The organism is Candidatus Pelagibacter sp. uisw_098 (assembly GCF_059512505.1).
On sequence record NZ_CM183454.1, the window covers coordinates 831,923 to 855,511 of the forward strand.

A 23,589-nucleotide genomic window follows, 5' to 3' on the forward strand; every position below is an offset into this window, starting at 1 on the left:
GTTTAAACTATTCCTTTGTCAATCTATAGAGTCCCGCATGAGCTACTGGAGATGAAATAATCTTATCGTCAGGTAGTTTTGATAAAAGTAAAAAGACCTCTTCTATTGCATTTTTATATTTATCTAATTCTATATCACTATGTGCTAAGGATGGTTTAAATTGTCTAAACCCTAAAAATCCACGTTGAAGCATTTCAATAACAAATCGTGTGTTAAGATCCATTGGTTTTTTACTTTTAAATTCAAAAGCAGCTAATGTCGGTAGGCCAGTAACATTTATTTGTAAACCAGCTTTTAATGAGGCATCTTGCCAAATTTTTTTAGTTTTATTTCCAATAGAAATAATATGTTTATCTGTTTTTGTTTTTTGATATTTTTTTAGTGTTGCCAGAGCTGCTGTTGGGCCAACTCGGTCAGTCCAGTTAGTACTTGATATAAAGGTTGACTGAGCTGCCTGCATTACATCCTCTGTTCCAAGTATTGCTGACATAGCGTATCCATTGGCCATAGATTTTGCAAAGACTGCCATGTCTGGATAAATACCGTATCTGCAATGAATACCTCCAGCACACATTCTAAACGCACTTGTAATCTCATCATATATTAACACTGCTCCAATTTCAGAGGAAATTTCACGTAGTGTTTTTAAATACTGACTTGGTGCTTCTTCACCACGAGCAGGTTCAATAATGATTGCTGCAATTTCTGACTCTTTACCAATAATTTTTTTTCTTAAAGATTCTATATTATTAAAATCAAATGGAATTGCAGTGCCAGTCAATCCACGTGGTACACCATTTGGTTCAAGCCCTGGCATTAACTGTCCATCAAGGCCAGATTTGTCTGCAAGATTAGCTGCCAAATACCAATCTGTCCAACCATGATACCCACTAAATAATACGATATCTCTTTTAGTTTTAGCTCTAGCAATACGCACTGCTATGGAAAGTGCTTCACCACCACTTCTAGCGTAACGAACCATATCAAACCATGGGTGCAATTCCATTAACGCTTCAGCTAAGTCAACTTCTTCAGGGCAATTTAATGAACTATTTACACCGCGATGTATTGATTCAATGACGGCAGCATCAACATCTTCATCTGCATATCCTAAAATACAAGCACCTACTGCCATAATTGACATATCAATATATTCCTTACCATCTAAATCCCAAACATGACATCCTTTTGCTTTTGAATAATAAGCAGGCCAAATATCTGGTGCAAACATTTCAGGTCTCTTAGATAATAATTGAGAACCTCCCGGGATTAGGGTCTTAGCTTTACGATATAATTTTGTACCTTTGCTATTTTTAAGAGTATCTATATCAATCATTTAATTATTTTATCTTTTTGTAGTGATTTAAGATATCCTTCATTGCGTACAATTTTATTGTTAATTGTTGATAAATTCGGATTACTTCGCATAAATTGTAAAATTTCATGTGTTAAAAATGGTGATTCAGGTCGATATAATGCATCAAAAATTTTATTTAATAATTCATAATCGTTTGACACATCAAGTGTCCACCTATGCTGATCTAAATTTTTAAATAACTTTAATGAGCCATTTTTAAACAAGTGTGGATTATTTTCAATGTATGGACCAACATGCTCTCTCTCTGATTGTAATCGAGCTTCTTTCCAGGCTTTCTCTAGTGCAGAAAATGAATATACCACACAGTCTAGACCATCTGGAAATTGACCACCAAGTGCATAGCAATCATAATCTCCTGACATATAACCAGTAATTACTGCATCTACAACTACAGGGTCAATTACAGGACAGTCACAAGTGATACGTACAATTGAGTCCGCATCATAAGCTTTAGCAGCATGGTAGTAACGGTCTAATACATCTTCAGAATTACCACGATAACAATCAATATTGTTGTTTGTGCAATAATCTTTTAATGGGTCATCAATGGTCTCATTTGTAGTGGCCACTACTATTTTTCCAATCATTTTACAATAAGTGAGACGCTCAACAACATGTGCTAATACTGGTTTATTTGCCAACTTCATCATTACCTTTCCTGCTAAACGTGATGAACCCATACGTGCTTGAATAATAGCAACTATTCTCATAATGAGCTCCACTCTGATGGATTGAGCAATCTTGTATCTTCAATATGAAAGCTTTCAGGAAACTGGCAAATATTGTTAGCTGCATTAATGATATCTTTAAATTGTTTTAAACTATCAACACCAACAATAACTTTTGAAATTCTACTGTCAGATAAAGCAAAAGATACGGCTGTTTGAACTGGCGTACTATCATTTTCCTTAAACCAATTATTCCACTTAGCCCATAAATCAGGCCATTTTTTAAATTTTTCTGGTCTACTCTTTTCATCCATAAGTAATAGTCCTTGTAAGAAAATAGAACGAATATGTATTTCTACTTTTTCTTCAGACATTTTTTGCAACCATCCACTTGTTTCTAGACGTCGATCAAAAATATTATATGGGGCTTGCACCAAGTCAGGTTTAAATAAACTCCATAATTTATCTAATTCATCTGGTGTATAAATAGAGAATCCAATTTTTTTAATTATGCCATCTTTTTTTAAATTAAGTAATATGTTCCACAAATCTTTTTTATCTTTATCAAGTAATTGACTTGGTCTATGAAGGAGGAGTCCTGATAATGTTTTAACTTTAAGAAAATTTAAGGATTTTTGTAGATGCTTTACAACCCAAATTCTTAAATTCCCAAAATCATCTGGAATTTCAGGTAGTTTTGTTATCACGTTATAATCATCCATACCGATTTCACCTAGACACTGTTCAGCTGTCTCATAAGTAATAGCAGTATCAATTGTGTCAACACCCGAAACTTTAGCAAAATCTAAAATATTTTTCACCTCAGTTTTTTCAACTTGACCATTGGTATTTGCAACACCATAAGTTTTACCAAATTGAACCGTTCCTAATGCAATCTTCATAACTGTAAAGCTTCACGTAATGTAGAGATAACAAGGTCTTGCTGATGTTCCGTCATAGTTGGGTATAGAGGTAAGCTTATAGCATCTTTGTAGTATTGTTCTGAATGCTTAAGTTCAGTAAATTCAACTTTTGTTTTCTGGTAATAGGGGTGTGTATGTACTGGTATATAATGTAAATTTACAATTACTCCTTTCTCTCTCAAATATTCAAATACTTGTTTGTGTGTTTTTTCATTTTTTAGGCGAATAATATATAAATGAAAAGAAGAGTGACTACTATTATCCTGATATGGAATTACTATAGGAAGATCCTTAAGGAAATTATTGTATCTAGAAGCAAGTTCATGTCGACGTGATATGTAATTATCAAGTCTCTCTAATTGGCTCATCCCTAATGCTGCTTGGATATCAGTCATACGATAATTAAAACCTAATTTTATTTGTTGATAGTACCATTCTCCATCAGATTCATTTGTCATTTTTTTAGGATCACGTGTAATACCATGGGTACGTAACAAAGACATACTCTCAGATAATTCAAAATTATTAGTTAATGCTATTCCACCCTCACCTGTTGTAATAATTTTTACTGGATGAAAACTAAATACTGCTATGTCGCTATATTCACAATTACCGATTGGTTTATCTAAATATTTTCCTCCTATCGCATGAGACGCGTCTTCAATTATTTTAAAACCATACTCTTTAGAAAGTTCATGAATAGCTTTCATGTCACAGGATTGGCCAGAAAGATGCACTGGAACAACAATTTTTGGTAATATTCCTAATTCCTTAGCTTTAATAAGTTTATTTTTTAATGCTTTAGGACAAAGATTGTATGTAGTTGGGTCAATATCAACAAAATCAACTTTTGCACCACAATAAAGTGCACAATTTGCTGATGCCACAAAAGTAATTGAACTAGTCCACAACCAATCACCTTTCACAAGACCTAAAGCCAGACAGGCAAGGTGCAAGGAAGAGGTAGAAGAATTAGTTGCAACTGCGTATTTTGCACCACAATATTTAGAAATTTTTTTTTCAAATTTAGGAACACAAGGCCCTTGAGTTAAAAAATCAGATTTTAAAACACCTATAACTGCATCAATGTCATCTTGAGTAATATCTTGCCTTCCGTAAGGAATATTTAATTTTACTGTCATGGTTTAAATTTTGTATTATTATTTAAATTCACACTGGTTCAAAACTTGAATCTAATTGTTCTTTTATTAAAATTCTCAAACTTTCGATTGAGAGAAAATCTGGATTAGTGCCTGAGTTATAAGAAAAACCTTCCTCCACCATCGTGGCATTAGTTATTTTGCAATATTGTTTAATTGAAATTGGATTTGAATTTGGTAAAATGGCATAGTAAATACCTAAATCAACACTATTTAGACTATCATTTTCTGTTATCATCTCTTCATGTATTTTTTCCCCAGCACGTATACCAACATTCACAAGTTTAGCACTCGGTGAAATTGCTTTTGCCATATCGGTAACTAAATATGATGGTATTTTGGGTACAAATATCTCACCTCCTTTAGAATTTTTTAATGCCCATAGCACCATTTCAACACCATCTTTTAATGAAATATTAAATCTCGTCATTCTTGGATCGGTAATTGGAAGAATACCTTCTTTTCTTTTTTTCATAAAAAAAGGTGCCACAGAGCCACGAGAGCCTAAAACATTTCCATAACGAACTACAGAAAAATTTAAATCCCTAGAGCCTTTATACCTATTAGCGGCAACAAAAAGTTTATCACTACATAGTTTCGTTGAACCATATAAATTAATTGGTGCTGCTGCTTTATCAGTTGAGAGGGCAACAACTCTTTTAACATTTGTATCCATACATGCTTCAATTAAGTTTTCAGATCCAAGAATATTAGTTTTTATAAATTCAGTTGGATTGTATTCAGCAGCAGGAACTTGTTTCAATGCTGCTGCATGTATTACGTAATCAATGCCTTCTAGTGCTCTTCTTAAACGATTTACATCCCGAATATCTCCAATAAAATATCTTACGCATGGATATTTATCTTCTGAAAATATTTGAGCCATATCAAATTGTTTTAGTTCATCACGGCTAAATATGACTAATCTTTTAATATTTGGATAACGATGAAGTATCTCTTCAACCAAAGCTTTTCCCAGGCTGCCCGTTCCTCCAGTAATTAATAATGATTTATTTTCTAACATGCATATTTCCTTATATCTTTTAATTAGTTAATTTTATCAAAATTTTTAGTTTTTATAAAAACATTATTTGATTAATTAAACTGATATTACTTGAATAACTTTAAAAAGATATTTTTTTTATACACATTTATTATAATAATATAAAGTCTATATGATGAATAAAAATCATTAAAATTAAAGATTAATTTCATTATTTAACTAATGATCCTATTTAAATATCTGTTTTAGAAAATTTCTTATAAATGTATTCAAAATTTTTTTGAATGAGATCGCAGTTCAATACACTAAAATTTGGTCTAGTTGCTTCAGTTAAATATTTTTTATGAGATATTGGTAATATTTTTTCTATAATAAAATTATTAGAATTTTTTTCTTGCTTATATATCTTTTTTGCAAAATCAAACCAGGTCATTTGTTCTTCACCTGCAAGATGATAGACCCCCCATCTGTTTTCTTCTTCATTTTTTTTTAACTGTGAAAGTATTTCTAAAGTAGCTTTTGCTAAAAATTCTATAGAAGTTGGGCTTCCAACTTGATCATTTACAACATTAACAGTTTTTTTTTCTTTAAATAATTGCAACATAGTAGTGTAAAAATTTTTTCCATAAAGTCCAAACAGCCAGCTAGTTCTCAAAATTAAATATTGATTATGGTTTTTTTGAATCTCATGCTCACCATCAAGTTTTGTTTTTCCATAAACATTAATTGGGTTAGGTTTATCAGACTCTGTGTAAGGTGTTTTTTGACTGCCATCAAAAACATAATCTGTCGAGTAATGAATTAATGGTATCTGTAAACAGAATGCTTCTTCAGCTAATACTTTAGTAGATACAACATTAATACAAGATACAAGTTTTGAGTTAAGCTCAGCCTGATCAACAGCAGTATATGCTGCACTATTGATTATTAAATCAGGTTGATAATATTTAATTTTCTCTCGAAGAGTTTCTGGCTCTGCAAGATTAAACTGTTTACTGTTGGGTGACCACACCTCACCTAAAGATTGTAAATTTTTTTTTAGTTCATTGCCTAATTGACCTGTTCCACCTGTTAGTAATATTTTTGGATATTTATAATTAATTTTTTTTTTGTTTTTAATATTCATATATCTTAATAAAAATATTTTAAATTTTGTATTTTATTTTTAATCTTTCTTTTATTCGATAAATAGTGAATAATGGATTATTAAAAAAAGACCTCAATACTGTTTTTAAAAATTTGTAACTCCTTTTAATCATTGAAAAAGGGCTGTATACGTTTGAAAAATAACGATATAAACTTGGTTTCTCTTCTAGTATTGCTCTTGAAAATAATTCATACAAATTTTCGTTCAAAGATTTATGCATTTTATATAAAAAATTTTTATGTTTTATATTTTTACTTTTTTGGATACATGATTCAATAAGACTTATAAATTCTTTGTGTTGTAGCCACCTTGATGCTACATGGGAGTAGTGTTTTCCAGATTCAGCGGCAGTAAAAGAATATTTTGCTTTTTCTTTTTTTTCTTTTTGATATGAAATGTATCCATTATAAAAATAACTATTAGCAAAAGGTATTAATCTTATTAATAAAAGTAAATTAGGATAATATTTTGAAGTTTCTGGATATTGTTTTTTTATTATACTCCAATCAACTAGATTTACTAATGCTTTATTACGATTCCATATGGTACCTGGCAGGTGGGAACAAAATAATAGATCATCATAGTTAATAACTCTAGTTTTGTTTTTTCTTATTGCTGGGACCTCGTATTTTTTTATTTTTTCTTTAAAGTAATTTAAAATAACAAGGTCAAATTTTTTATCACCCATCCAATTTAATAATCTTTCTATACCATTCATATTAATTCCATCTTTATCAGAGGCCCACATAACATACTCACCTTTTGCTCGCTTTAAAACTTCTACAAAATTTCCTGCAAATCCAAGATTTTTATTATTACGATAGATTTTAATCCTACTGCCGGTAGTCAAATCTGAAATAGCCTTAAATGTTCCATCAGTTGAAAAATTGTCAATAACTATTATTTCTATATTATCTGGTATATCCATAGTCAATAAACTACTTAACTGCTTAACAATAAAATCTTTTCTATTGTATGTCGTATACCCAATTGTAAAAAAATAATTGTTTTTTGTTGCCTGTATCATATTGTATTTATTATTTTATTTTTTTAATAGTTCATCTAAATAAAATCTATCACCCCAGAATGACATGGGTTCAAAGTCAGGATATGGATAATATCCTAAGTTTAACTTCATATTATATTTTTTTTCTTTTAAATGTCTCATCACTAAGTTCTTAACTGATATCGGTTTACCGCTGCAACAATTAATAGCTTGATCAACATAAATCTTTTGATCAGCAATTAAACATATATATTTTACAACATCTTTAATATATAAAAAATCTCTGAGCTGTTCTCCACCCGACATATTAAATTCTTTATCTTTATTTTTTATTGCTTTATCCAAAAGATACATTAATGATGTTTTTGATTGTCTTTCACCATACACATAAAACACTCTAATCCACTTATAAGTAAAATTAAAACTCTTTTTCAAATCAATAATAAATTTTCTCAGTTTATCTTTGGCTTTTCCATATGAATTGGATGGTTTTGTATTTAAGTTCTCACTTAAAGAACCTTCAATCATACCATATTCAAAACAAGTACCCGTAACAATAACTTCTTTTAATCCAGCCATAACCATATCCTTAATAAATTTATAATGATTAAACAGTGTTACCTCTAAATGTTCTGGTGCTTTAACATCAGATAAATTATTCCATGCCAAATGAATTAATTGATCTGGTTTATCAAAAAAACTATACAAATCTTCAGTGTTGTCATTGTTAAAATCATATTCAATATATTTAACTTTAGAATACCATTCAAATTTCATTGCTTTATTAATGCATTTAGAAGTTGCAACAATTTGATTTGACTCATTTTTTAACAGCTCAAAAATTAAATGACTCCCAATAAAACCTGTAGCACCTGTTACAAGTATTTTCATTAATTAGATAACTTCTAATTTAGGAACTGCTATCACAAATTTTCCACCACTGTTCTTGATATACTCAAGTTGAGTTATTATTTCATTTTTTAAATTCCATGGAAGAATGAGAACAAAGTCTGGTTTATCATTTTTTAAAAAATCTTCGTCTCTAATTGGAATACGACTACCAGGCATATATTTATTCTGTTTTTCTAAATTTTTATCAACTACATAAGTAATTAAATCTGGCCTGACACCAGCATAATTTAACAATGTATTACCTTTGGCTGCAGCGCCGTATGCAACAACTTTTTTATTATCTTGCTTAGCTTTTATCAAAAAAACTAAAAGTTCATCTTTTATTATATTGGTTTGCAATTGAAATCCTTTATAAAAATTTGGATCATTTATTCCTGCTTCAGCTTCTTGTTTTCGAAGTTCAATTACTTTTTTTGATATTTTTCGCACTCCTGTATCAGAACGTTGTGCAAATAATCTTAAGCTACCACCCTGTGTTGTAAGCTCTTCTAAATCAAATATTTGTAATCCGTTTTCTTTAAATATAGTTTCTAGTGCAGTTAATGAAAGATATGAAAAATGTTCATGGTAGATGGTATCAAATAGATTTTTATTAACTATTTTTAGTAGATGTGTAAACTCGAAAGTAGACACTCCATTAGGCTTGAGTATTATAGAAAATCCAGAAACAAAATCATTAATATCCGGTACATGTGCTAAAACGTTATTAGCTACAGTAAAGTCAGCTTGCTTACCTTTTTTAGTCAATTGTTCGGCTAACTTCACACCAAAGAATTCTTCTATTATATCTATTCCTTTTGCACGAGCTGCATTAGCTGTACTAGTTGTTGGCTCTATACCAATACAAGGAATATTACTCTCCATTACATACTGTAATAAGTAACCATCATTTGCCGCTACTTCTATAAGATGACTATTTTCATCTAAAGAAAAACGTTTAACAGAATCTTTCACAAATTGTTTTGTGTGTTTAAGCAGACTTGTTGAAAAACTACTAAAATATGCATAATCTTTATCAAATAAGTCATCAGCTTTTGTAAAATCTTCAGTTTGAACTAACCAGCAATTTTCACAAACCAAAACTCTTAAAGGAAACCATTTTTCTGGAGCGCTTAGTGTCTCTTTTGTAAGATAAGCGTTTGATGGAGGCGAACTACCTAGGTCAATTAATTCTAATTTCATTTTTATTTTACAATGTCTACAATTCATCTTTTTTCATTTTGTTATTTATTCATATGATTAATGCACTCTTCAATTTCTAGAAAATATACAGTTTGCATAACCTCCTTTAAAGTTAATTTGGTCAGTTAAAAAAATACTTTCTCGATCATTCTTTACTACCAAGTTTTCCATGGTGCGTTACCTTTTTCCCAAAGATCTTGTAAATATTTTTTATCCCTTAAAGTATCCATAGGCTGCCAGAAACCTTCATGCATATAGGACATTAAATTTCCATCCGCTGCCAATCCTTTTAACGGTTCTTGCTCCCAGATACAATTGTCTCCAGAAATTCTTTTTAGTACTTTTGGAGAAAGAACAAAAAAACCTCCATTGATTAAGGCTCCATCACCCTTAGGCTTTTCTATAAATTTTTTAATTTGATTATCTTTAATATTTAACACCCCAAACCTACCTGGTGGATAAACAGCAGTTAAAGTTGCATCTTTGCCGTGTTTTTTATGAAACTCAATTAACTTTGAAATATCAATATCTGATACCCCATCACCATAAGTAAAACAAAAAGCATCTTCATCTTTTATATACTCGGATACTTTACCCAGTCTTCCACCTGTCATAGATTTTTCACCTGTATCAACTAAAGTGATTGTCCATGGCTCTACACGTCTTTCATGCACCTCCATAGAATTCTTTTTCATATTAAAAGTTACATCTGATTGATGAAGAAAATAATTAGCAAAATATTCTTTAATTAAATAACCTTTATATCCACAACAAATTATAAAGTCATTAATACCATGATTGGAGTACATTTTCATAATATGCCATAAAATTGGTTTGCCACCAATCTCAACCATAGGCTTTGGTTTTATACTAGTCTCTTCATTAAGACGTGTACCCAAACCACCTGCTAAAATTATTGCTTTCATTAGTTTATCTATTTATTTATTTATTTATCTTAATCGAAACCAATTTGATTGTAATCCAATATCTCAATAGTGTGATCTTTATTAATTCTAATTATTCGATCACATTTCTTCAAAGTTGTAATCCTGTGTGCAACAATAAACACTGTCTTATTGTCTTTTAATTGATCAATTTCTTCCATTATTTTCTGCTCTGTTTGATTGTCTAGAGCACTAGTAGCTTCATCAAAAATAAGTACATCACTATCTTTGTATAGTGCTCTAGCTATACCAATTCTCTGTCTTTGCCCACCTGATAATTGAACACCTCTTTCTCCAATAAAAGCTTTATTTCTATCTTTTAAATCACTAATAAATTCTAAAATTTGTGCACTTTTTGTTGCACGATTAATTTTTTGACGTTCAATATTTTTTAAATCAACACCGAACGCAACGTTTTCTTCAATAGTGCTGTCTGTAAGGTAGATAATTTGAGGAACATGTGAGATGCATACTTGCCAAGATCTTCTATTTTTTTTTGTAATAACATTGTCATCAATTATTAGATTACCTGATGTTGGGGTTAATAGACTCATTAAAATATCTAATAGTGTACTTTTACCACTGCCTGTCTCTCCAATAAAACCAATTGTTTCCCCTTTTTTAAAAGTTAGATTTACATTTTTTAAAATCCAAGGTGAATCTTTTGTGTGTCTAAAACTTAAATCTTTAAAAGTAATTTTTTGATTAAAAGGTATTTGTTTTATCAAGCTATTGTTTAAATTATATGAAAATGGTTGATTTAGTAAATTTAAAACATCTTGAAAAGAAGACTTTGCACCCTTGATTACAGCATAAGAATAGTATGCTGTTTGCAATACTGGAAATAATTTTTGTGCTGCAATTGCAAGAGCTCCTAATATGGGAATGGCTCCTAAAATACTTTTTTCTTGAGAGGTTAAAATATAAGCTAGAATTGTAATTAAAATCATTCCAACCGCTTCCATTAAGTAACGAGGACTACTCGCAATAAAAATATTTTTTCCTGTGGCTGATCGAAATTTAAAGTCAGCATTTTGATATATTTTACAATAAAATTCTTGTGTTCCATCAATTATGACATCACGAATTCCACCCAAACCCTCTTGTAAAGATTTTACCATTTTAGTTGATTCGTCAGCTATCAATTGACTGTTTTTTGTTAAAGATTTTTTAGTAAAAAATGCAACTATGAAATAAAGCAAACCAAAAGTGGAAATTGTTATTAATGATACTTGGGGGTTAATAAAGAGAACTACACCAATAATACATACCATCATGATAGTAGAGCTAATAAGAGCAAGTATTGGCACTAAAACTTTACCTAGAACAGTATTTGTTTTAGTAATAATGCTATTTATAACTTCACTACTATTACTTGATGTATGAGCTGAATAATCTTGATATAAGGTACGTCTATAAATATCTACACTAAGATCAACGCATGTAACGTAGGAGAACCTTGTGGATACGTAGAGCAAAAGCAAACGTATCATTGCTGAAAATATTGTTGCTACAATAAAAATGATTGTTAGAGGTAATATTAATTGATTAGAATTTGTAATACTCAAAAATGTAATTAAAGGTTGTAGAGATTGGTTTTGAAAAATTTTATCAGGGTCTGTTAATACACTTAGAAATGGCACTATAGAACCAATACTAATAACCTCCATTAGTGGAGCAACTACCATTAAAACTAGTAACATCCAAAATTGTTTTTTACGTCGTCTAGATAAATGTTGCCAGAGTTCTTTAAACATTGGTAGGTATCACTTATTAATCAATTAAATAAATCTCTAGCATTTGCTAAAGGTGGGTGAATTTTATCTCTGTCTGACAATTTTAGTTCCTCAAAAGGTAATTGCCAATTAATTTTAAGTTTTTCATCATTAAAAGCAATTCCCCTATCATACTCTGGTGCGTAATAATTATCAACTTTATAAGAAAAAGTGGCACTTTCACTTAATACAACAAACCCATGTGCAAAACCATGTGGTACAAAAAGTTGGTGTTTGTTCTGTTCCGTTAATTCTACAGACACGTGATGTCCAAAACTAGGGCTAGACTTACGTATATCAATAGCTATATCCAGCACACTACCTTTAATTACTCTTACAAGTTTAGTTTGAGCAAAAGGTGTTATTTGATAATGAAGGCCTCTTAGTGTGCCCTTAGAAGATTTAGATTCATTATCCTGCATAAAATTAACTTTGTATCCGACTGCATCTTCAAGTAAATCTTGTCTAAAGGTTTCTACAAAGTAACCTCTATCATCATTATGTGTGTTAAGTTTAATAAGCACTACATCAGGAATTGACTGAGGGATAAACTTCATTTTACTTCTTTAGTACGTTTAAGTAGGTATTGTCCATACTGATTCTTTAATAATGGTTGAGCTAGTTCTATGAGTTGATCTTTATTAATGTAACCTTGTTCAAAAGCGATCTCTTCAATGCAAGCCACTTTTAAACCCTGTCTTCTCTCTACAGTCTCTATAAAGGCTGAAGCTTCTAACAAGCTTTCGTGAGTGCCTGTGTCAAGCCAAGCATACCCTCTACCCATAAGCTCAACGGATAAACGTTCTTCACTTAAATAAAATTGATTAATTGTGGTAATTTCTAATTCACCTCTATCAGATGGTATAACTTCTGTAGCTTTTTTTATCACATCGTTAGGATAAAAATAAAGACCAGTTACCGCATAGTTGCTTTTGGGAACTAATGGTTTTTCCTCAATACTGAGCACTTTACCAGTTTGGTCAAAATTAACTACTCCGTAGCGCTCAGGCTTATCAACATGGTAAGCAAATATAGTTGCTATATTTTTATCTTTAGCTTTTGATACAGCATTAGCCAGTATACTTGTCATACCCTGTCCATAATAAATATTATCTCCTAGAATCAAACAAGCATCATCATTGGCAATAAAATTTTTACCCAGAATAAATGCTTGAGCTAAACCATCCGGTGAAGGTTGAACTATATATTCAAACTTCATGCCTAAATCAGAACCATCACCAAGAAGCTGCTTAAATCTTGGTAGGTCTTGATCTGTTGATATTATAAGAACCTCTTGAATACCAGCTAGCATTAAAATCGACAACGGGTAATAAATCATTGGCTTATCATAAATTGGCATGAGTTGTTTTGATACAGCCTTAGTTAAAGGGTAGAGACGTGTGCCTGAGCCACCAGCTAAAATAATTCCTTTCATAACTTATTTGATCACTCCTAATCTTTCACTATGATAACTTCCATCTCGTACATGTCTACACCAGATTTTGTTATTCAAATACCACTCTACCGTTTTTTTAATACCTGTTGCAAAAGTTTCATCTGGTGTCCAATTAAGTTTATTAGCTATTTTAGTGGCATCTATAGCATATCTCAAATCATGTCCTGCTCTATCATCTACATAGGTAATTAATTTTTCATACTTATCAATACCGTCAAGTTTACTTGGTGCTAATTCATCTAAAATACCACAAACAGTTTTTACTACTTCGATATTTTGTATTTCGTTATGCCCACCAATATTATATGTTTCACTAACTTTACCTGTAAGTGCAACATGAAGTAATGCTCTCGCATGATCATCAACATATAACCAATCACGAATTTGTTTACCGTCTCCATAAATTGGTAAATCTTTACCTTCTAGTGCATTAAGAATGATAAGTGGAATGAGTTTTTCAGGGAACTGGTAAGGGCCGTAATTATTAGAGCAATTTGTAATTAATATTGGTAATTTAAAAGTACGGTGCCATGCACGAACAAGATGGTCAGAGCTTGCTTTGGCGGCCGAGTAAGGTGAGCTTGGCGCATATGAGGTTTCTTCAGTAAATAGAGTGTCTGTTCCTTCTAAATCACCATAAACTTCATCTGTTGATACATGGTGAAATCTAAAATCATCTTTCTTTTCTCCATTTAAATTAGACCAATAATTTCTAGCTCCTTCTAATAGTTCGTAAGTACCAACAATATTAGTTTGAATAAATTCACGAGGTCCATCAATCGACCTATCTACATGAGACTCGGCAGCTAGATGTATTACAATATCTGGCTTGTGTTCATTAAAAACACGATTAACCTCTTCAGTGTTGCAGATATCTACTTGTTCAAAAACATATCTTGCATCATTTTTAATTAAAATTAAAGATTCTAAATTCCCTGCATAGGTAAGTTTGTCAACATTAACTACTCTATGGTCAGTATTATTTATAATATGACGAATAACAGCTGAGCCTATAAAACCTGCTCCTCCAGTGATAAGTAGTTTTTTATTAACCATTAATATTTTTTATACAAAGCTACAAAATTTACCTCTTCAACATCTAGCCTTTTAATATATTCGAGATATACCTAAAAAAAATAATCAGAAGAGATAAAGCAAATCCAATAATCAAACCTATTGGTAACAAATGTGATTTTTTATTCGATGAGATTGTTATTTCTTTTTGATAGGATAGAGGCATTGCCCAATTAAAATTAGTTTGCTTTAACGATTTTATTTTTGATTGAATTAACTCTTCTTTGCTTAATAGCAAATTATAATCATCCATTCTTTCTGGGTAATTTAGTTGCTCTTTTAAATTAAGAATTTCAGCATTTAAAACTTTTATGCCCTTTAAGTATAAATTATTGTTATCCGCTCCATATTCATAGTTTTCAATCACACGAAAACCCACCCCTTCAATAGAAGCAATACTTTCGGCAGTTTTCAAAGCTTGTTGATGAGCAAACAATTGATTTATAATTGATCTTTTTTTACTATTTACCAAAATTCTTTTTTCATTAACAACATTAGCTAACTCACTTAGAAGTAAATTTTTAATTTGATTAATAAGTGTATCTTTACTTCTAAGACTGACGCTCTCTACATAATCGTCTAGCAAATTACTTCCTTTAATCTCTTCCGGATAGATCAACGTAATTGTAAAAATATTATTTTTAATGTGAGTTGATTCTAAAGAGGTTTGTTCTAAAAATTTATCTACATTACCTTCTTGTTTATTTGAAGGTTTTAAAAAGGAGTTTTTATTCGGGTATTTCTTTACAAAAGATTTGAAACTTGTTTCAGAAATAAGATCTTGTCTGAAGGTAAAAAAAAATTCTTTTTTTAAATTTTTAACATTAACAAAATTAATTCCATGGTCTGTTATTATTTTTAAATCTAATGACGAAGGCTCTTTTAAAATAAGGTTTGTTTGAAATTGCTTAGCTATAACTTTAGCTGGGATCATTTGATTAGCTATAAATCCAAAAATCCCAAAAAGTACAGTTAGCCCCACAATCAAAGTTTTATGTCTTAAAAGTGTTCTTAAAAGATCTAATAAATCGATTTCACTATCTTCTGATTTTTTTATAGAGTCGTTCATAAAGCTAAAATATGAAAGTTTTATATCTCACAATATTGCTAATCTCAAATGAAAATTAATCGTCTAATTATTTTTTTTTAGTCTGTTGTATTTTTAAGCAGTCTTTTTAAAATATTTCTTTCTTAAGGATGAAAAAAATTTTCTAATAAGAGCAGCTCCAACTCCCAAAAGAATTGCAAACATAATAGAAAACAATCCATAAAAAAATGGCATATCTTCTGAAAATTCTAAAATAAATATTGAGAAAAAATTTAAATCTGAAGTTAATACTTGTATTATTTCTTTTTCAGTTTGCTCAGAAAAAAATGTTTCATAAGCAATAGCTATTCCAACTAATAATAATAAAATTGCAAGTAACGCTTTCAAGCCAGAACTATCAATTTTTTCACCAAGTTTTTGTCCTATTTGAACACCTATGATTGATCCAACAACCAACATAACAACTAGCATTAGATCTATAGATCCAAAATTAAATGAATGTAAAAAAGTAACTATGACACTCACAAATATTGTTACAAACAAAGAAGTTCCTGGAACTAATTTTGTTGGCATCTTAATTATATAAATCATTGCAGGTACTAATATAAAAGCACCTCCTATACCCATTATAGCAGCAATAAATCCTACAAATAAACCAATTATAATTGGGGTAAATATACTTTCGTATAATTTTGATTTTGGAAACCTCATTCTTAGCGGAAGACCATGTATCCAATAATGAACGTGTAATTTTTTTTTAACTATAAGGTTTCTTTTTGCCCTGTCTATTTCTCCAAGACTTTCGACTAACATTAGTGTGCCAATTATTGCAAGTATATACATATAAGCTAAAGAAATAACTGTATCAATTTTTCCAATACCCTTAAAATATGTAAAAATATAAATACCTAATGCGGTTCCAATTGTTCCACCAATAACAATCATAAGACCCATCTTATAATCTAAAGTATTTTTTAAATAATGAGTTGTTGATCCTGATACTGATGTTGCAAGAATATTGTTAGCTTCATTTGCAACTGCATATGCAGGTGGTACGCCTAAAAAAATTAAGAATGGTGTCATTAAAAAACCACCACCAACACCAAATAAACCCGAAAGCACTCCAACGATTGCACTCAATAAAAGTATTTCAATAGGATTAACAAATACTTGAGCTATTGGTAGAAAAACATCCATAAAAAATTAACAGTTATTAAAAAACAACTTAATTAAATGTGATAAAAGTTCCAACTAAAATGATACCCCAATAAGCAGCTAGACTAACAAAGATACCGGTTTTGATAATAGTTACTTTAAAATCTGAAATTTTGTTTAATATTTTTATGTTGGAAATTGACATTACAACCGTCAATACACCCAGTTAATTATTTGTCAAATAAATAGTTAATATAAAATGGTTTTTTTATTAGTAGATTGTTGCTCCAAAGACCTTAACATCATCCCCTTCAACACCAAGGACTAACCTTCCAAGAAACTCACCTTCAATTTCTTTACTCTTTTGTTTGAATAAGACTGTAATATTCATACCTCGCCTTAAACATCCAAAAGCTTTATAATCTTCAGATAAACTAGTTAACAATTTGTTGTTAGCCCATTGCTTTCCAAGCTCTACTTCATTAGCCCCAAATAGCATTTGAGTTCCAAAATCCTTAGTAAACCCACCATAATCTTTCATATTTGATGTCTTAACGAGATTATCCCAAATAGGATTAGCAATTGCTATAATCTCATCATCAGATTTCTCTAAAAGATTCATATTTTAAGTTTAACTGTTTTAAGAAGCTTTTCTCTTCTCGTTCTCGTCAACTATGTGATAAACCGGCACTTTTTCTAGTGAGAATTTACCAGTCTTAGGATCGCGTCTAGAAACTGTTAAACAATGCCAATTATCATCATCAAGTTTCATGTGATCACCTCTGTAATAATAACCAGGCCAACGTGTTTCTTCACGAAACATAGTGTGTTCAGTTACACACTGGGAAGTCAAAGCTCTGTGTTTTAATTCCCAAGCTCTCATAAGTTGGTGTAAATCTTCAGCACCTACTTTTTCTAAATCTTCCTCTAACCAAGCAAGTAATTCTAGGCCTCTTTTAAGCATATTACCATTAGTCATGTAGTTGGTTGCAATACCACCAACATACTCGTCCATAATTCTTTGTAGACGTTGAAGTCCTTGAATTGGTGAAATGTAACTTGGTGAAACTGTTCCACCTGTAATCTCATTTTGAGCAACTTGATATGTCTCAAGAGGTTTAAATATTGCAACTTTAAAGTCTTCACACTGTTTATCTGTAACTTTAATACCTTCTGCTTTTTTATCTTCAATATATTTAACAGCAGCTTTTGCAGCTAAACGACCTTCAGTAAATGATCCAGATGAAAATTTATGGGCACTTCCACCTACAGTATCACCTGCACCAAAAAGTCCATCAATAGTTAACATTCTGTTATAACCCCAGAAATATTCTGGTGGAGATAAATCTTCAGGTCCACTAACCCAAGCTCCAGAACATGTTGCATGAGAACCCATAACATAAGGCTCAGATGTAGTTAATTCAGGATTTGTGTATTTGGGATCGATATTTTGAGAAGCCCAAACAACAGCTTGACCAACAGTCATACCAAGGAAATTTTCCCAGCCAACTGTTTCTAAATGTGGATCTTGGAAAGCTTCAGTAGTTACCATATGAATTGGTCCGCCACCTGCAATAGTTTCTTGAATAAATGCGTGGTTTCTTAAACATGTAGGAGTTGGATGGTGATCAATGTATTCACCAACTAATTCTTTAGTTTGATCATACCACTTCTTCTCATAATTCTCTCCATTTGCATTTTGAGTATAAGTTTTAAGGTGTAAGAAGTATGCTCCAACTGGACCATAACCATCTTTAAATCTACATAACACAATTCTGTTTTCCATTTGTGTCATTTTAGCTCCAACAGCAATAGGTAACGCATAAGCAGAACCATTACTCCAAGGTGCGTACCAAGTTCTTCCCATTCCCTCACCAACTGCTCTTGGTTTGAAAATGTGAGATGCTCCACCTGCTGCAACAATTACAGTTTTTGATCTAAATACATGGAAGTCACCAGTTCTCATATTGAAACCAACAGCTCCGCCTACTCTATTTTCTTGAGCCTCATCCATTAAAAGATGAGTAATCATTATTCTATTATAAATTTTGTCAGCTGATTTTTTTGCAGCTTCTGCAACGATTGGCTTGTAACTTTCACCATGAATCATGATCTGCCATTTACCTTCTCTAAGGTAACGACCAGTTTTTTCATTTTTCATCATTGGTAAGCCCCACTCATCAAACATATGAACTGTTGAATCAACGTGACGAGCCATATCGTAACCTAAATCTTCTCTAACCATTCCCATTAAATCGTTACGTGCATATCTTACGTGGTCTTCAGGTTGATTTTCACCCCACTGCATACCCATGTAACAGTTAATTGCGTATAAACCTTGAGCAACAGCTCCACTTCTATCAATATTAGCTTTTTCAACACAAATAATTTTCATATCTCTTCCCCAGTGTCTAGCTTCAAAAGTAGCACCAGTTCCAGCCATACCACCACCAACAACTAGAACATCGCAATCCTCAAAATGTGTTTTATGCTTAGCCATTAGTAGTAAACTCCTTTTTTAAAGGTATCTTTTGGTACTGATGGTAATTTACCATCAATATTTAAACCATTAGGTTCAGTATAGAGCATTTGAGAATTGATCTCACCTTGATTAGGTTTTTCACCATCTGCTAATTTTGGAATGAACTTTCCCCAAGGCTTTGTTGTAATTGGAGATACAAAGTCTTTTGTAGTTCCATTTCTAAATTTAATTTTCCAAGAGATAGTTCCTTTTTCTTCTTCACGCCGAACTCTAACACTGTGACCCATAGGAGCAAAGTCTGCATAACCTCGAACATCAATTGCATGATTAGGGCAAGCTTTTACACAAGAATAACATTCCCAACAAAAGTTTGGTTCAATATTAACTGCTCTTCTAATATTTTCATCAATGTGCATTATATCTGATGGACAAATATCCACACAGTGACCACATCCATCACATCTCGTCATGTATACAAAAGTTGACATATTATATTACCTCTCTCTTTCTTTAATAGTGTTTTGGTTGTTCTCTTTTAATTCCTAGTCCAAATTGTTTTGGTGCATCAGCAAGTGGTGGAAGATTGTCTCTTGAACCATCTGCTTCTGCTAAGTTTTTTTGGATTGCTGCACCAGGTTTGTAAATCATGTGTGCAAATTTTGACCAATAAACTCCCCCAAATAAAACAATGTTTGAGGTAATAAATAAAACTAAAAATAAATATCCTAATCCAGTTGATCCTGAAGATTGAAAATAAGACCAAGCAAGTCCAGTAGTTGCACATGCAAGAAGTGCTAGGACAAACAAGTCTGCTTTAATAATTCTGTACCATGGATGAGCTTCTGCCAATACATCCACTCTTAAAAATAACCAAAACCAGTATCCACCCACACAAGTCATTATTGCTCCAACATGCCAAATCATAGGCCAGATTTTTGGTACAGTAGTTCCTGTTCCAGTGTAACCAAAAACTAATACGACTGATGCAACCCAAAATAAAATAGTTCCATACATTCCCATAACGTGTGCAACTCTTCTTTTACCAGCGCCTAACTCTGCAGTAGTTGCAATATCATGCACTACAGTTTTTAAAATAACTGAAGTTTTTTCTCCAACACCAAGTTCTCTTTCGGCAGCTAATTTTGCTTTTTTTGCATTATTGAAAAAATAAGTAACATTTTTATGATGTATCATTTGAACAACTGTTCCAATAACGATTAGAGCTAACATTGCTAAAACAAAGCCTTGAATTACAGAAGGAGAAATTGATTCTGCTAGTGCAGAAAATGGACTAATTGACATCATATAGACTATTACCCTTTATAACTAATTTTGTTGAATCTTAATTTTGAGTTTTTAGTATAGTTGAAATGATAGATCAACCGTTATTAGGCGCTCTATTTATCAATCAAAAATACAACTTACGCTTTACGTTTATAATGTTGTTTTAGAGGAATAACCGACCTAACTCCTCCTTGAGGGTTTTCAACATCACCTTCTCTTCGTGGAATTAAATGAATATGACAGTGAAGGATTGATTGTCCGGCAATAGCCCCAGAATTTGCTCCAATATTAAACCCTTTAACTGAAGGATCTTTTAATATTATTTCGTCTTTAATTTTTTTAATAAGGTTATTGCAAGCGATCACTTCATTATCATTTAAGTCAAAATAATCTTTAACATGACGCTTTGGAATAATTAAACAATGAAATTCAGACACAGGATATGTATCATAACTGGCATAAGCCAACTCATTTTCAGCAGCTGAACCACTTTGTTTAGAGTTGCAGAATAAACAGGGATTATTTGGGTCAAACATAAATATTATTTATAGATAGAACATTTGTTAACTTCACTTTTATAAAAACTAGATAGTATTTTATAAAATTTTAAACCTTTTCTCTTCCATTTAATTTCATTAATATTTTTTATTGATGCAACACCTTTTCCAGAACCAATAAGAAGAATTTCGTCATATTCGGATAAGGTTTTGATCAGTATATCTTTGTTAATAATCTTACTTAATTTTTTATTAAAGAAATTATAGGTAATACCTTTATATATATTATTTAAAGGAGAGTAAACTTTATCACCTTTGATAAATAACATATTTGAAGTTCCACTTTCTAAAATCATATTTTTGTAACAAAGACCAACGTCTGAAGTGGTGTTATCCATTTTTGACAAGTGTTTTAATATAAATCTATATTTAAGATTTTTAAATTTAGGGTCAAATCGTTTGTGACTGATAAGCTTTAAATTAAAATTTAGTTTTGGTGTTTTTCTATTTCTTAAAGAAATTGATATCATTTTTTTATTTACGGCAACTCTAAGAAGATGATTATAATATCTTTTTTTATCAATATTTAATTTTATTAATTTAAGAATATTTTTTTCAAGATTTGGGGTGTTTAGTTTATAAATTTTTAAAGACTTTATTAAATTTTTGATATGTTTTTTAAAAAAAAGTACCTTGGAAGGATTTCCAAAAATCCACATAGTAGTGAACACACCATTGTCCCCCCAAAGATCTTTAAAATTAATTTCTTTGTAGGTTTTATGCTGATAAGATTTTTTTAATAAGTAAGCTACCATTTTCAGTTAAAAAAGATTCGGGGTGAAATTGAAATCCATATACTTTTTCTTTATTATTTTCTATTGTCATTGCTGTATTTGAAATAACACACCTCATTGTAATTTCAAAATTTTTTGCAGTAAATGGCTCTTTTAATTTTAGAGAGTGATATCTACCAACGGTGAATCGACTATTTTTTTTGAACAATGAGTTTTTGCTGGTCACTTTTATTTTAGATTGGAAACCATGATAAATCTTTTTTTGCTCAATTATTTTTCCATTTTCACAATGTAGAATTTGTTGAAACCCAAGACAAATGCCTATAATTTTTTTTTCACCTTTGTATTTTTTATAGATTTTTGAACTAGAAGGATAATCTTTTGGTGCACCTGGGCCTGGTGAAAAAACAATAATATCTGCTCTTTTTAATTTATTTTCATTTATTTTGTTAAAATTTGTACAAACCACTTCGTCAAAATTTTCAAATTGATGCACTACATTGTGAGTAAAAGAGTCTTGATGATCAATAATGTATATCATTTATAAAGATCCATTAATGATTTTGCCTTTATGTAATTTTCATTAAATTCATGGGCTGCATTACTGTCAATTACCACTCCAGAAGCTACAGAAATCTCTGATTTACCCTTAAAATTTAATATTGATCTAATGATAATATTAAACCTCATATCCCCATTAAACTTTAAGTATCCAAAACTACCTGTGTAAATATTTCTATTTTGTTTTTCCTGCTTATTTAATAAATTTAATGTGCTAATTTTTGGACATCCTATTACAGAACCCCCTGGCATCATTGCTTTTATAATCTCTAATGAGGTAACTTTATTCTTAAGTTGTCCTCCAATTAAACTCACGTAATGATAAAGATCCTTATATTCTTCAACTATCTTTTTCTTTAAAATTTTTACTGAACCTGGTTTACAAATTCTAGATAAATCGTTTCTTTCCATATCAACGATCATATTGTGTTCTTTAGTTTCTTTTAAATTTTTTCTAAAAAAAGTAAGGGCTTTATTTTTATTTAATTTTTTAGTTTTCTTTAAAGTGCCTGCAATTGGTTTTGTGGTTATAAAATTATTTTTTTTTGTTATCAAATTTTCAGGTGAACAGCTTATTATTGAATAATTTTTATCTTTAATCATAAAGGCTTCAGGCGCCATATTGCTTTTTACTAGCCTACCAAAAAAAACTAAAGCATCTATTTCAGATTTATTACTGTATTTAGTGCAGATTTTAATCTGGTATGTTTCACCAGATTTTATTTTCTTTTTAAATTTATCAAATATTACTTTATACGATTTTTTATTAATATTTATTTTAAATAGATTGTTAGGATTTGATGATCTAGTTTTTTTATATTCAAGACTATTTGAAAGTTTTACTTTTGTTTCAGGTTTGTAAAATATCCCTTTTGGAAAATTTATTTTTTTTTGTTTTTTTATTTTTATGTCTATTAAGTTATTTAGTATTTCATAACCAAAAAAACCAATAAATAAGTCTGTTTCTTTATGAGTAGATTTTAATTTAGTATTTTTGTTAATGAATTTTTCAATATTTTTATTGTTTAAAATGATCTTTTTTGAAAAGTCCGTATAAAGATCAAACCCCTTATCTGATTTGTAGATTATAAAGGGTTTTTTTGAATTATTTAAATCTAGTAAGTAGTTTTTTTTATTCAA

At 30.6% G+C, this 23,589-nt stretch carries 24 protein-coding genes; all 24 read right to left on the minus strand.

Going from position 1 to position 23,589, the window contains the following annotated elements:
- Positions 1-7: 7 nt before the first annotated feature.
- Positions 8-1,336 carry an aminotransferase class III-fold pyridoxal phosphate-dependent enzyme gene (locus AC5YF9_RS04485; RefSeq protein ID WP_415303510.1) on the minus strand — a complete coding sequence of 443 codons (1,329 nt, stop codon included), beginning with the start codon at positions 1,334-1,336 and terminating at the stop codon, positions 8-10.
- Positions 1,333-2,088, minus strand: a complete 756-nt coding sequence (locus AC5YF9_RS04490) for a cytidylyltransferase domain-containing protein (protein ID WP_415303511.1) — start codon at positions 2,086-2,088, stop codon at positions 1,333-1,335. The genes AC5YF9_RS04485 and AC5YF9_RS04490 overlap by 4 nt, the downstream gene beginning before the upstream one ends.
- Positions 2,085-2,948: an aldo/keto reductase gene (locus AC5YF9_RS04495; protein WP_415303512.1), complete on the minus strand. Its 864-nt coding sequence runs from the start codon at positions 2,946-2,948 to the stop codon at positions 2,085-2,087. Before AC5YF9_RS04495 ends, AC5YF9_RS04490 begins: the two co-directional genes overlap by 4 nt.
- The gene (gene pseC / locus AC5YF9_RS04500; protein WP_415303513.1) at positions 2,945-4,111 is read right to left on the minus strand and encodes a UDP-4-amino-4,6-dideoxy-N-acetyl-beta-L-altrosamine transaminase; all 1,167 of its coding nucleotides are present in this window, start codon (positions 4,109-4,111) and stop codon (positions 2,945-2,947) included. The genes AC5YF9_RS04495 and pseC overlap by 4 nt, the downstream gene beginning before the upstream one ends.
- Before the next feature lie 28 nt (positions 4,112-4,139).
- Positions 4,140-5,153: a UDP-N-acetylglucosamine 4,6-dehydratase (inverting) gene (gene pseB, locus AC5YF9_RS04505; RefSeq protein ID WP_415303514.1), complete on the minus strand. Its 1,014-nt coding sequence runs from the start codon at positions 5,151-5,153 to the stop codon at positions 4,140-4,142.
- A gap of 211 nt (positions 5,154-5,364) precedes the next feature.
- Positions 5,365-6,258 carry a dTDP-4-dehydrorhamnose reductase gene (rfbD, locus tag AC5YF9_RS04510; RefSeq protein ID WP_415303515.1) on the minus strand — a complete coding sequence of 298 codons (894 nt, stop codon included), beginning with the start codon at positions 6,256-6,258 and terminating at the stop codon, positions 5,365-5,367.
- A gap of 19 nt (positions 6,259-6,277) precedes the next feature.
- Complete coding sequence (locus AC5YF9_RS04515; RefSeq protein ID WP_415303516.1) at positions 6,278-7,306, minus strand: glycosyltransferase family 2 protein; 1,029 nt, start codon at positions 7,304-7,306, stop codon at positions 6,278-6,280.
- 15 nt (positions 7,307-7,321) lie between these two features.
- The gene (locus AC5YF9_RS04520) at positions 7,322-8,176 is read right to left on the minus strand and encodes an NAD-dependent epimerase/dehydratase family protein (protein ID WP_415303517.1); all 855 of its coding nucleotides are present in this window, start codon (positions 8,174-8,176) and stop codon (positions 7,322-7,324) included.
- Between the two features lie 3 nt (positions 8,177-8,179).
- Positions 8,180-9,406, minus strand: a complete 1,227-nt coding sequence (locus tag AC5YF9_RS04525; protein ID WP_415303518.1) for a class I SAM-dependent methyltransferase — start codon at positions 9,404-9,406, stop codon at positions 8,180-8,182.
- 128 nt (positions 9,407-9,534) lie between these two features.
- Entirely contained in the window at positions 9,535-10,305 is a 771-nt protein-coding gene (rfbF, locus tag AC5YF9_RS04530) for a glucose-1-phosphate cytidylyltransferase (RefSeq protein WP_415303519.1), read from the minus strand.
- A 29-nt stretch (positions 10,306-10,334) separates the two neighbouring features.
- Complete coding sequence (locus AC5YF9_RS04535; protein ID WP_415303520.1) at positions 10,335-12,080, minus strand: ABC transporter ATP-binding protein; 1,746 nt, start codon at positions 12,078-12,080, stop codon at positions 10,335-10,337.
- Between the two features lie 20 nt (positions 12,081-12,100).
- Positions 12,101-12,655: a dTDP-4-dehydrorhamnose 3,5-epimerase gene (rfbC, locus tag AC5YF9_RS04540; RefSeq protein WP_415303521.1), complete on the minus strand. Its 555-nt coding sequence runs from the start codon at positions 12,653-12,655 to the stop codon at positions 12,101-12,103.
- Positions 12,652-13,533, minus strand: a complete 882-nt coding sequence (gene rfbA, locus AC5YF9_RS04545) for a glucose-1-phosphate thymidylyltransferase RfbA (protein ID WP_415303522.1) — start codon at positions 13,531-13,533, stop codon at positions 12,652-12,654. Before rfbA ends, rfbC begins: the two co-directional genes overlap by 4 nt.
- A 3-nt stretch (positions 13,534-13,536) precedes the next feature.
- Positions 13,537-14,610, minus strand: a complete 1,074-nt coding sequence (gene rfbB, locus AC5YF9_RS04550; protein ID WP_415303523.1) for a dTDP-glucose 4,6-dehydratase — start codon at positions 14,608-14,610, stop codon at positions 13,537-13,539.
- Between the two features lie 43 nt (positions 14,611-14,653).
- Positions 14,654-15,697 carry a Wzz/FepE/Etk N-terminal domain-containing protein gene (locus AC5YF9_RS04555; protein ID WP_496169841.1) on the minus strand — a complete coding sequence of 348 codons (1,044 nt, stop codon included), beginning with the start codon at positions 15,695-15,697 and terminating at the stop codon, positions 14,654-14,656.
- Positions 15,698-15,790: 93 nt separating this feature from the next.
- Entirely contained in the window at positions 15,791-16,873 is a 1,083-nt protein-coding gene (locus AC5YF9_RS04560) for a sulfite exporter TauE/SafE family protein (RefSeq protein ID WP_415303525.1), read from the minus strand.
- Between the two features lie 229 nt (positions 16,874-17,102).
- Positions 17,103-17,453 carry a hypothetical protein gene (locus tag AC5YF9_RS04565; protein ID WP_415303526.1) on the minus strand — a complete coding sequence of 117 codons (351 nt, stop codon included), beginning with the start codon at positions 17,451-17,453 and terminating at the stop codon, positions 17,103-17,105.
- An 18-nt stretch (positions 17,454-17,471) separates the two neighbouring features.
- Positions 17,472-19,331 (minus strand): adenylyl-sulfate reductase subunit alpha, encoded by a 1,860-nt coding sequence (gene aprA / locus AC5YF9_RS04570; protein ID WP_496140044.1) that lies wholly within the window; start codon positions 19,329-19,331, stop codon positions 17,472-17,474.
- On the minus strand, positions 19,331-19,801 hold the full coding sequence (gene aprB / locus AC5YF9_RS04575) for an adenylyl-sulfate reductase subunit beta (RefSeq protein WP_415303528.1): 471 nt from the start codon (positions 19,799-19,801) through the stop codon (positions 19,331-19,333). Before aprB ends, aprA begins: the two co-directional genes overlap by 1 nt.
- 22 nt (positions 19,802-19,823) lie before the next feature.
- Positions 19,824-20,618, minus strand: coding sequence for an adenylyl-sulfate reductase (locus AC5YF9_RS04580; protein ID WP_415303529.1), 795 nt, complete (start codon positions 20,616-20,618; stop codon positions 19,824-19,826).
- Between the two features lie 116 nt (positions 20,619-20,734).
- A complete protein-coding gene (locus tag AC5YF9_RS04585) occupies positions 20,735-21,133 on the minus strand; it encodes an HIT family protein (protein WP_415303530.1) in 399 nt (132 codons plus the stop codon).
- A 5-nt stretch (positions 21,134-21,138) separates the two neighbouring features.
- A complete protein-coding gene (locus tag AC5YF9_RS04590; RefSeq protein ID WP_415303531.1) occupies positions 21,139-21,909 on the minus strand; it encodes an aminotransferase class IV in 771 nt (256 codons plus the stop codon).
- On the minus strand, positions 21,872-22,429 hold the full coding sequence (locus AC5YF9_RS04595) for an aminodeoxychorismate/anthranilate synthase component II (RefSeq protein WP_415303532.1): 558 nt from the start codon (positions 22,427-22,429) through the stop codon (positions 21,872-21,874). Before AC5YF9_RS04595 ends, AC5YF9_RS04590 begins: the two co-directional genes overlap by 38 nt.
- Complete coding sequence (locus AC5YF9_RS04600) at positions 22,426-23,589, minus strand: chorismate-binding protein (protein WP_415303533.1); 1,164 nt, start codon at positions 23,587-23,589, stop codon at positions 22,426-22,428. Before AC5YF9_RS04600 ends, AC5YF9_RS04595 begins: the two co-directional genes overlap by 4 nt.

Excerpts from the sequence above, each read along its gene's own strand:
- AC5YF9_RS04485 (WP_415303510.1), bottom strand. The coding sequence starts at position 1,336 with ATGATTGATATAGATACTCTTAAAAATAGCAAAGGTACAAAATTATAT.
- AC5YF9_RS04490 (WP_415303511.1), bottom strand. The coding sequence starts at position 2,088 with ATGAGAATAGTTGCTATTATTCAAGCACGTATGGGTTCATCACGTTTA.
- AC5YF9_RS04495 (WP_415303512.1), bottom strand. The coding sequence starts at position 2,948 with ATGAAGATTGCATTAGGAACGGTTCAATTTGGTAAAACTTATGGTGTT.
- pseC (WP_415303513.1), bottom strand. The coding sequence starts at position 4,111 with ATGACAGTAAAATTAAATATTCCTTACGGAAGGCAAGATATTACTCAA.
- pseB (WP_415303514.1), bottom strand. The coding sequence starts at position 5,153 with ATGTTAGAAAATAAATCATTATTAATTACTGGAGGAACGGGCAGCCTG.
- rfbD (WP_415303515.1), bottom strand. The coding sequence starts at position 6,258 with ATGAATATTAAAAACAAAAAAAAAATTAATTATAAATATCCAAAAATA.
- AC5YF9_RS04515 (WP_415303516.1), bottom strand. The coding sequence starts at position 7,306 with ATGATACAGGCAACAAAAAACAATTATTTTTTTACAATTGGGTATACG.
- AC5YF9_RS04520 (WP_415303517.1), bottom strand. The coding sequence starts at position 8,176 with ATGAAAATACTTGTAACAGGTGCTACAGGTTTTATTGGGAGTCATTTA.
- AC5YF9_RS04525 (WP_415303518.1), bottom strand. The coding sequence starts at position 9,406 with ATGAATTGTAGACATTGTAAAATAAAAATGAAATTAGAATTAATTGAC.
- rfbF (WP_415303519.1), bottom strand. The coding sequence starts at position 10,305 with ATGAAAGCAATAATTTTAGCAGGTGGTTTGGGTACACGTCTTAATGAA.
- AC5YF9_RS04535 (WP_415303520.1), bottom strand. The coding sequence starts at position 12,080 with ATGTTTAAAGAACTCTGGCAACATTTATCTAGACGACGTAAAAAACAA.
- rfbC (WP_415303521.1), bottom strand. The coding sequence starts at position 12,655 with ATGAAGTTTATCCCTCAGTCAATTCCTGATGTAGTGCTTATTAAACTT.
- rfbA (WP_415303522.1), bottom strand. The coding sequence starts at position 13,533 with ATGAAAGGAATTATTTTAGCTGGTGGCTCAGGCACACGTCTCTACCCT.
- rfbB (WP_415303523.1), bottom strand. The coding sequence starts at position 14,610 with ATGGTTAATAAAAAACTACTTATCACTGGAGGAGCAGGTTTTATAGGC.
- AC5YF9_RS04555 (WP_496169841.1), bottom strand. The coding sequence starts at position 15,697 with ATGAACGACTCTATAAAAAAATCAGAAGATAGTGAAATCGATTTATTA.
- AC5YF9_RS04560 (WP_415303525.1), bottom strand. The coding sequence starts at position 16,873 with ATGGATGTTTTTCTACCAATAGCTCAAGTATTTGTTAATCCTATTGAA.
- AC5YF9_RS04565 (WP_415303526.1), bottom strand. The coding sequence starts at position 17,453 with ATGAATCTTTTAGAGAAATCTGATGATGAGATTATAGCAATTGCTAAT.
- aprA (WP_496140044.1), bottom strand. The coding sequence starts at position 19,331 with ATGGCTAAGCATAAAACACATTTTGAGGATTGCGATGTTCTAGTTGTT.
- aprB (WP_415303528.1), bottom strand. The coding sequence starts at position 19,801 with ATGTCAACTTTTGTATACATGACGAGATGTGATGGATGTGGTCACTGT.
- AC5YF9_RS04580 (WP_415303529.1), bottom strand. The coding sequence starts at position 20,618 with ATGATGTCAATTAGTCCATTTTCTGCACTAGCAGAATCAATTTCTCCT.
- AC5YF9_RS04585 (WP_415303530.1), bottom strand. The coding sequence starts at position 21,133 with ATGTTTGACCCAAATAATCCCTGTTTATTCTGCAACTCTAAACAAAGT.
- AC5YF9_RS04590 (WP_415303531.1), bottom strand. The coding sequence starts at position 21,909 with ATGGTAGCTTACTTATTAAAAAAATCTTATCAGCATAAAACCTACAAA.
- AC5YF9_RS04595 (WP_415303532.1), bottom strand. The coding sequence starts at position 22,429 with ATGATATACATTATTGATCATCAAGACTCTTTTACTCACAATGTAGTG.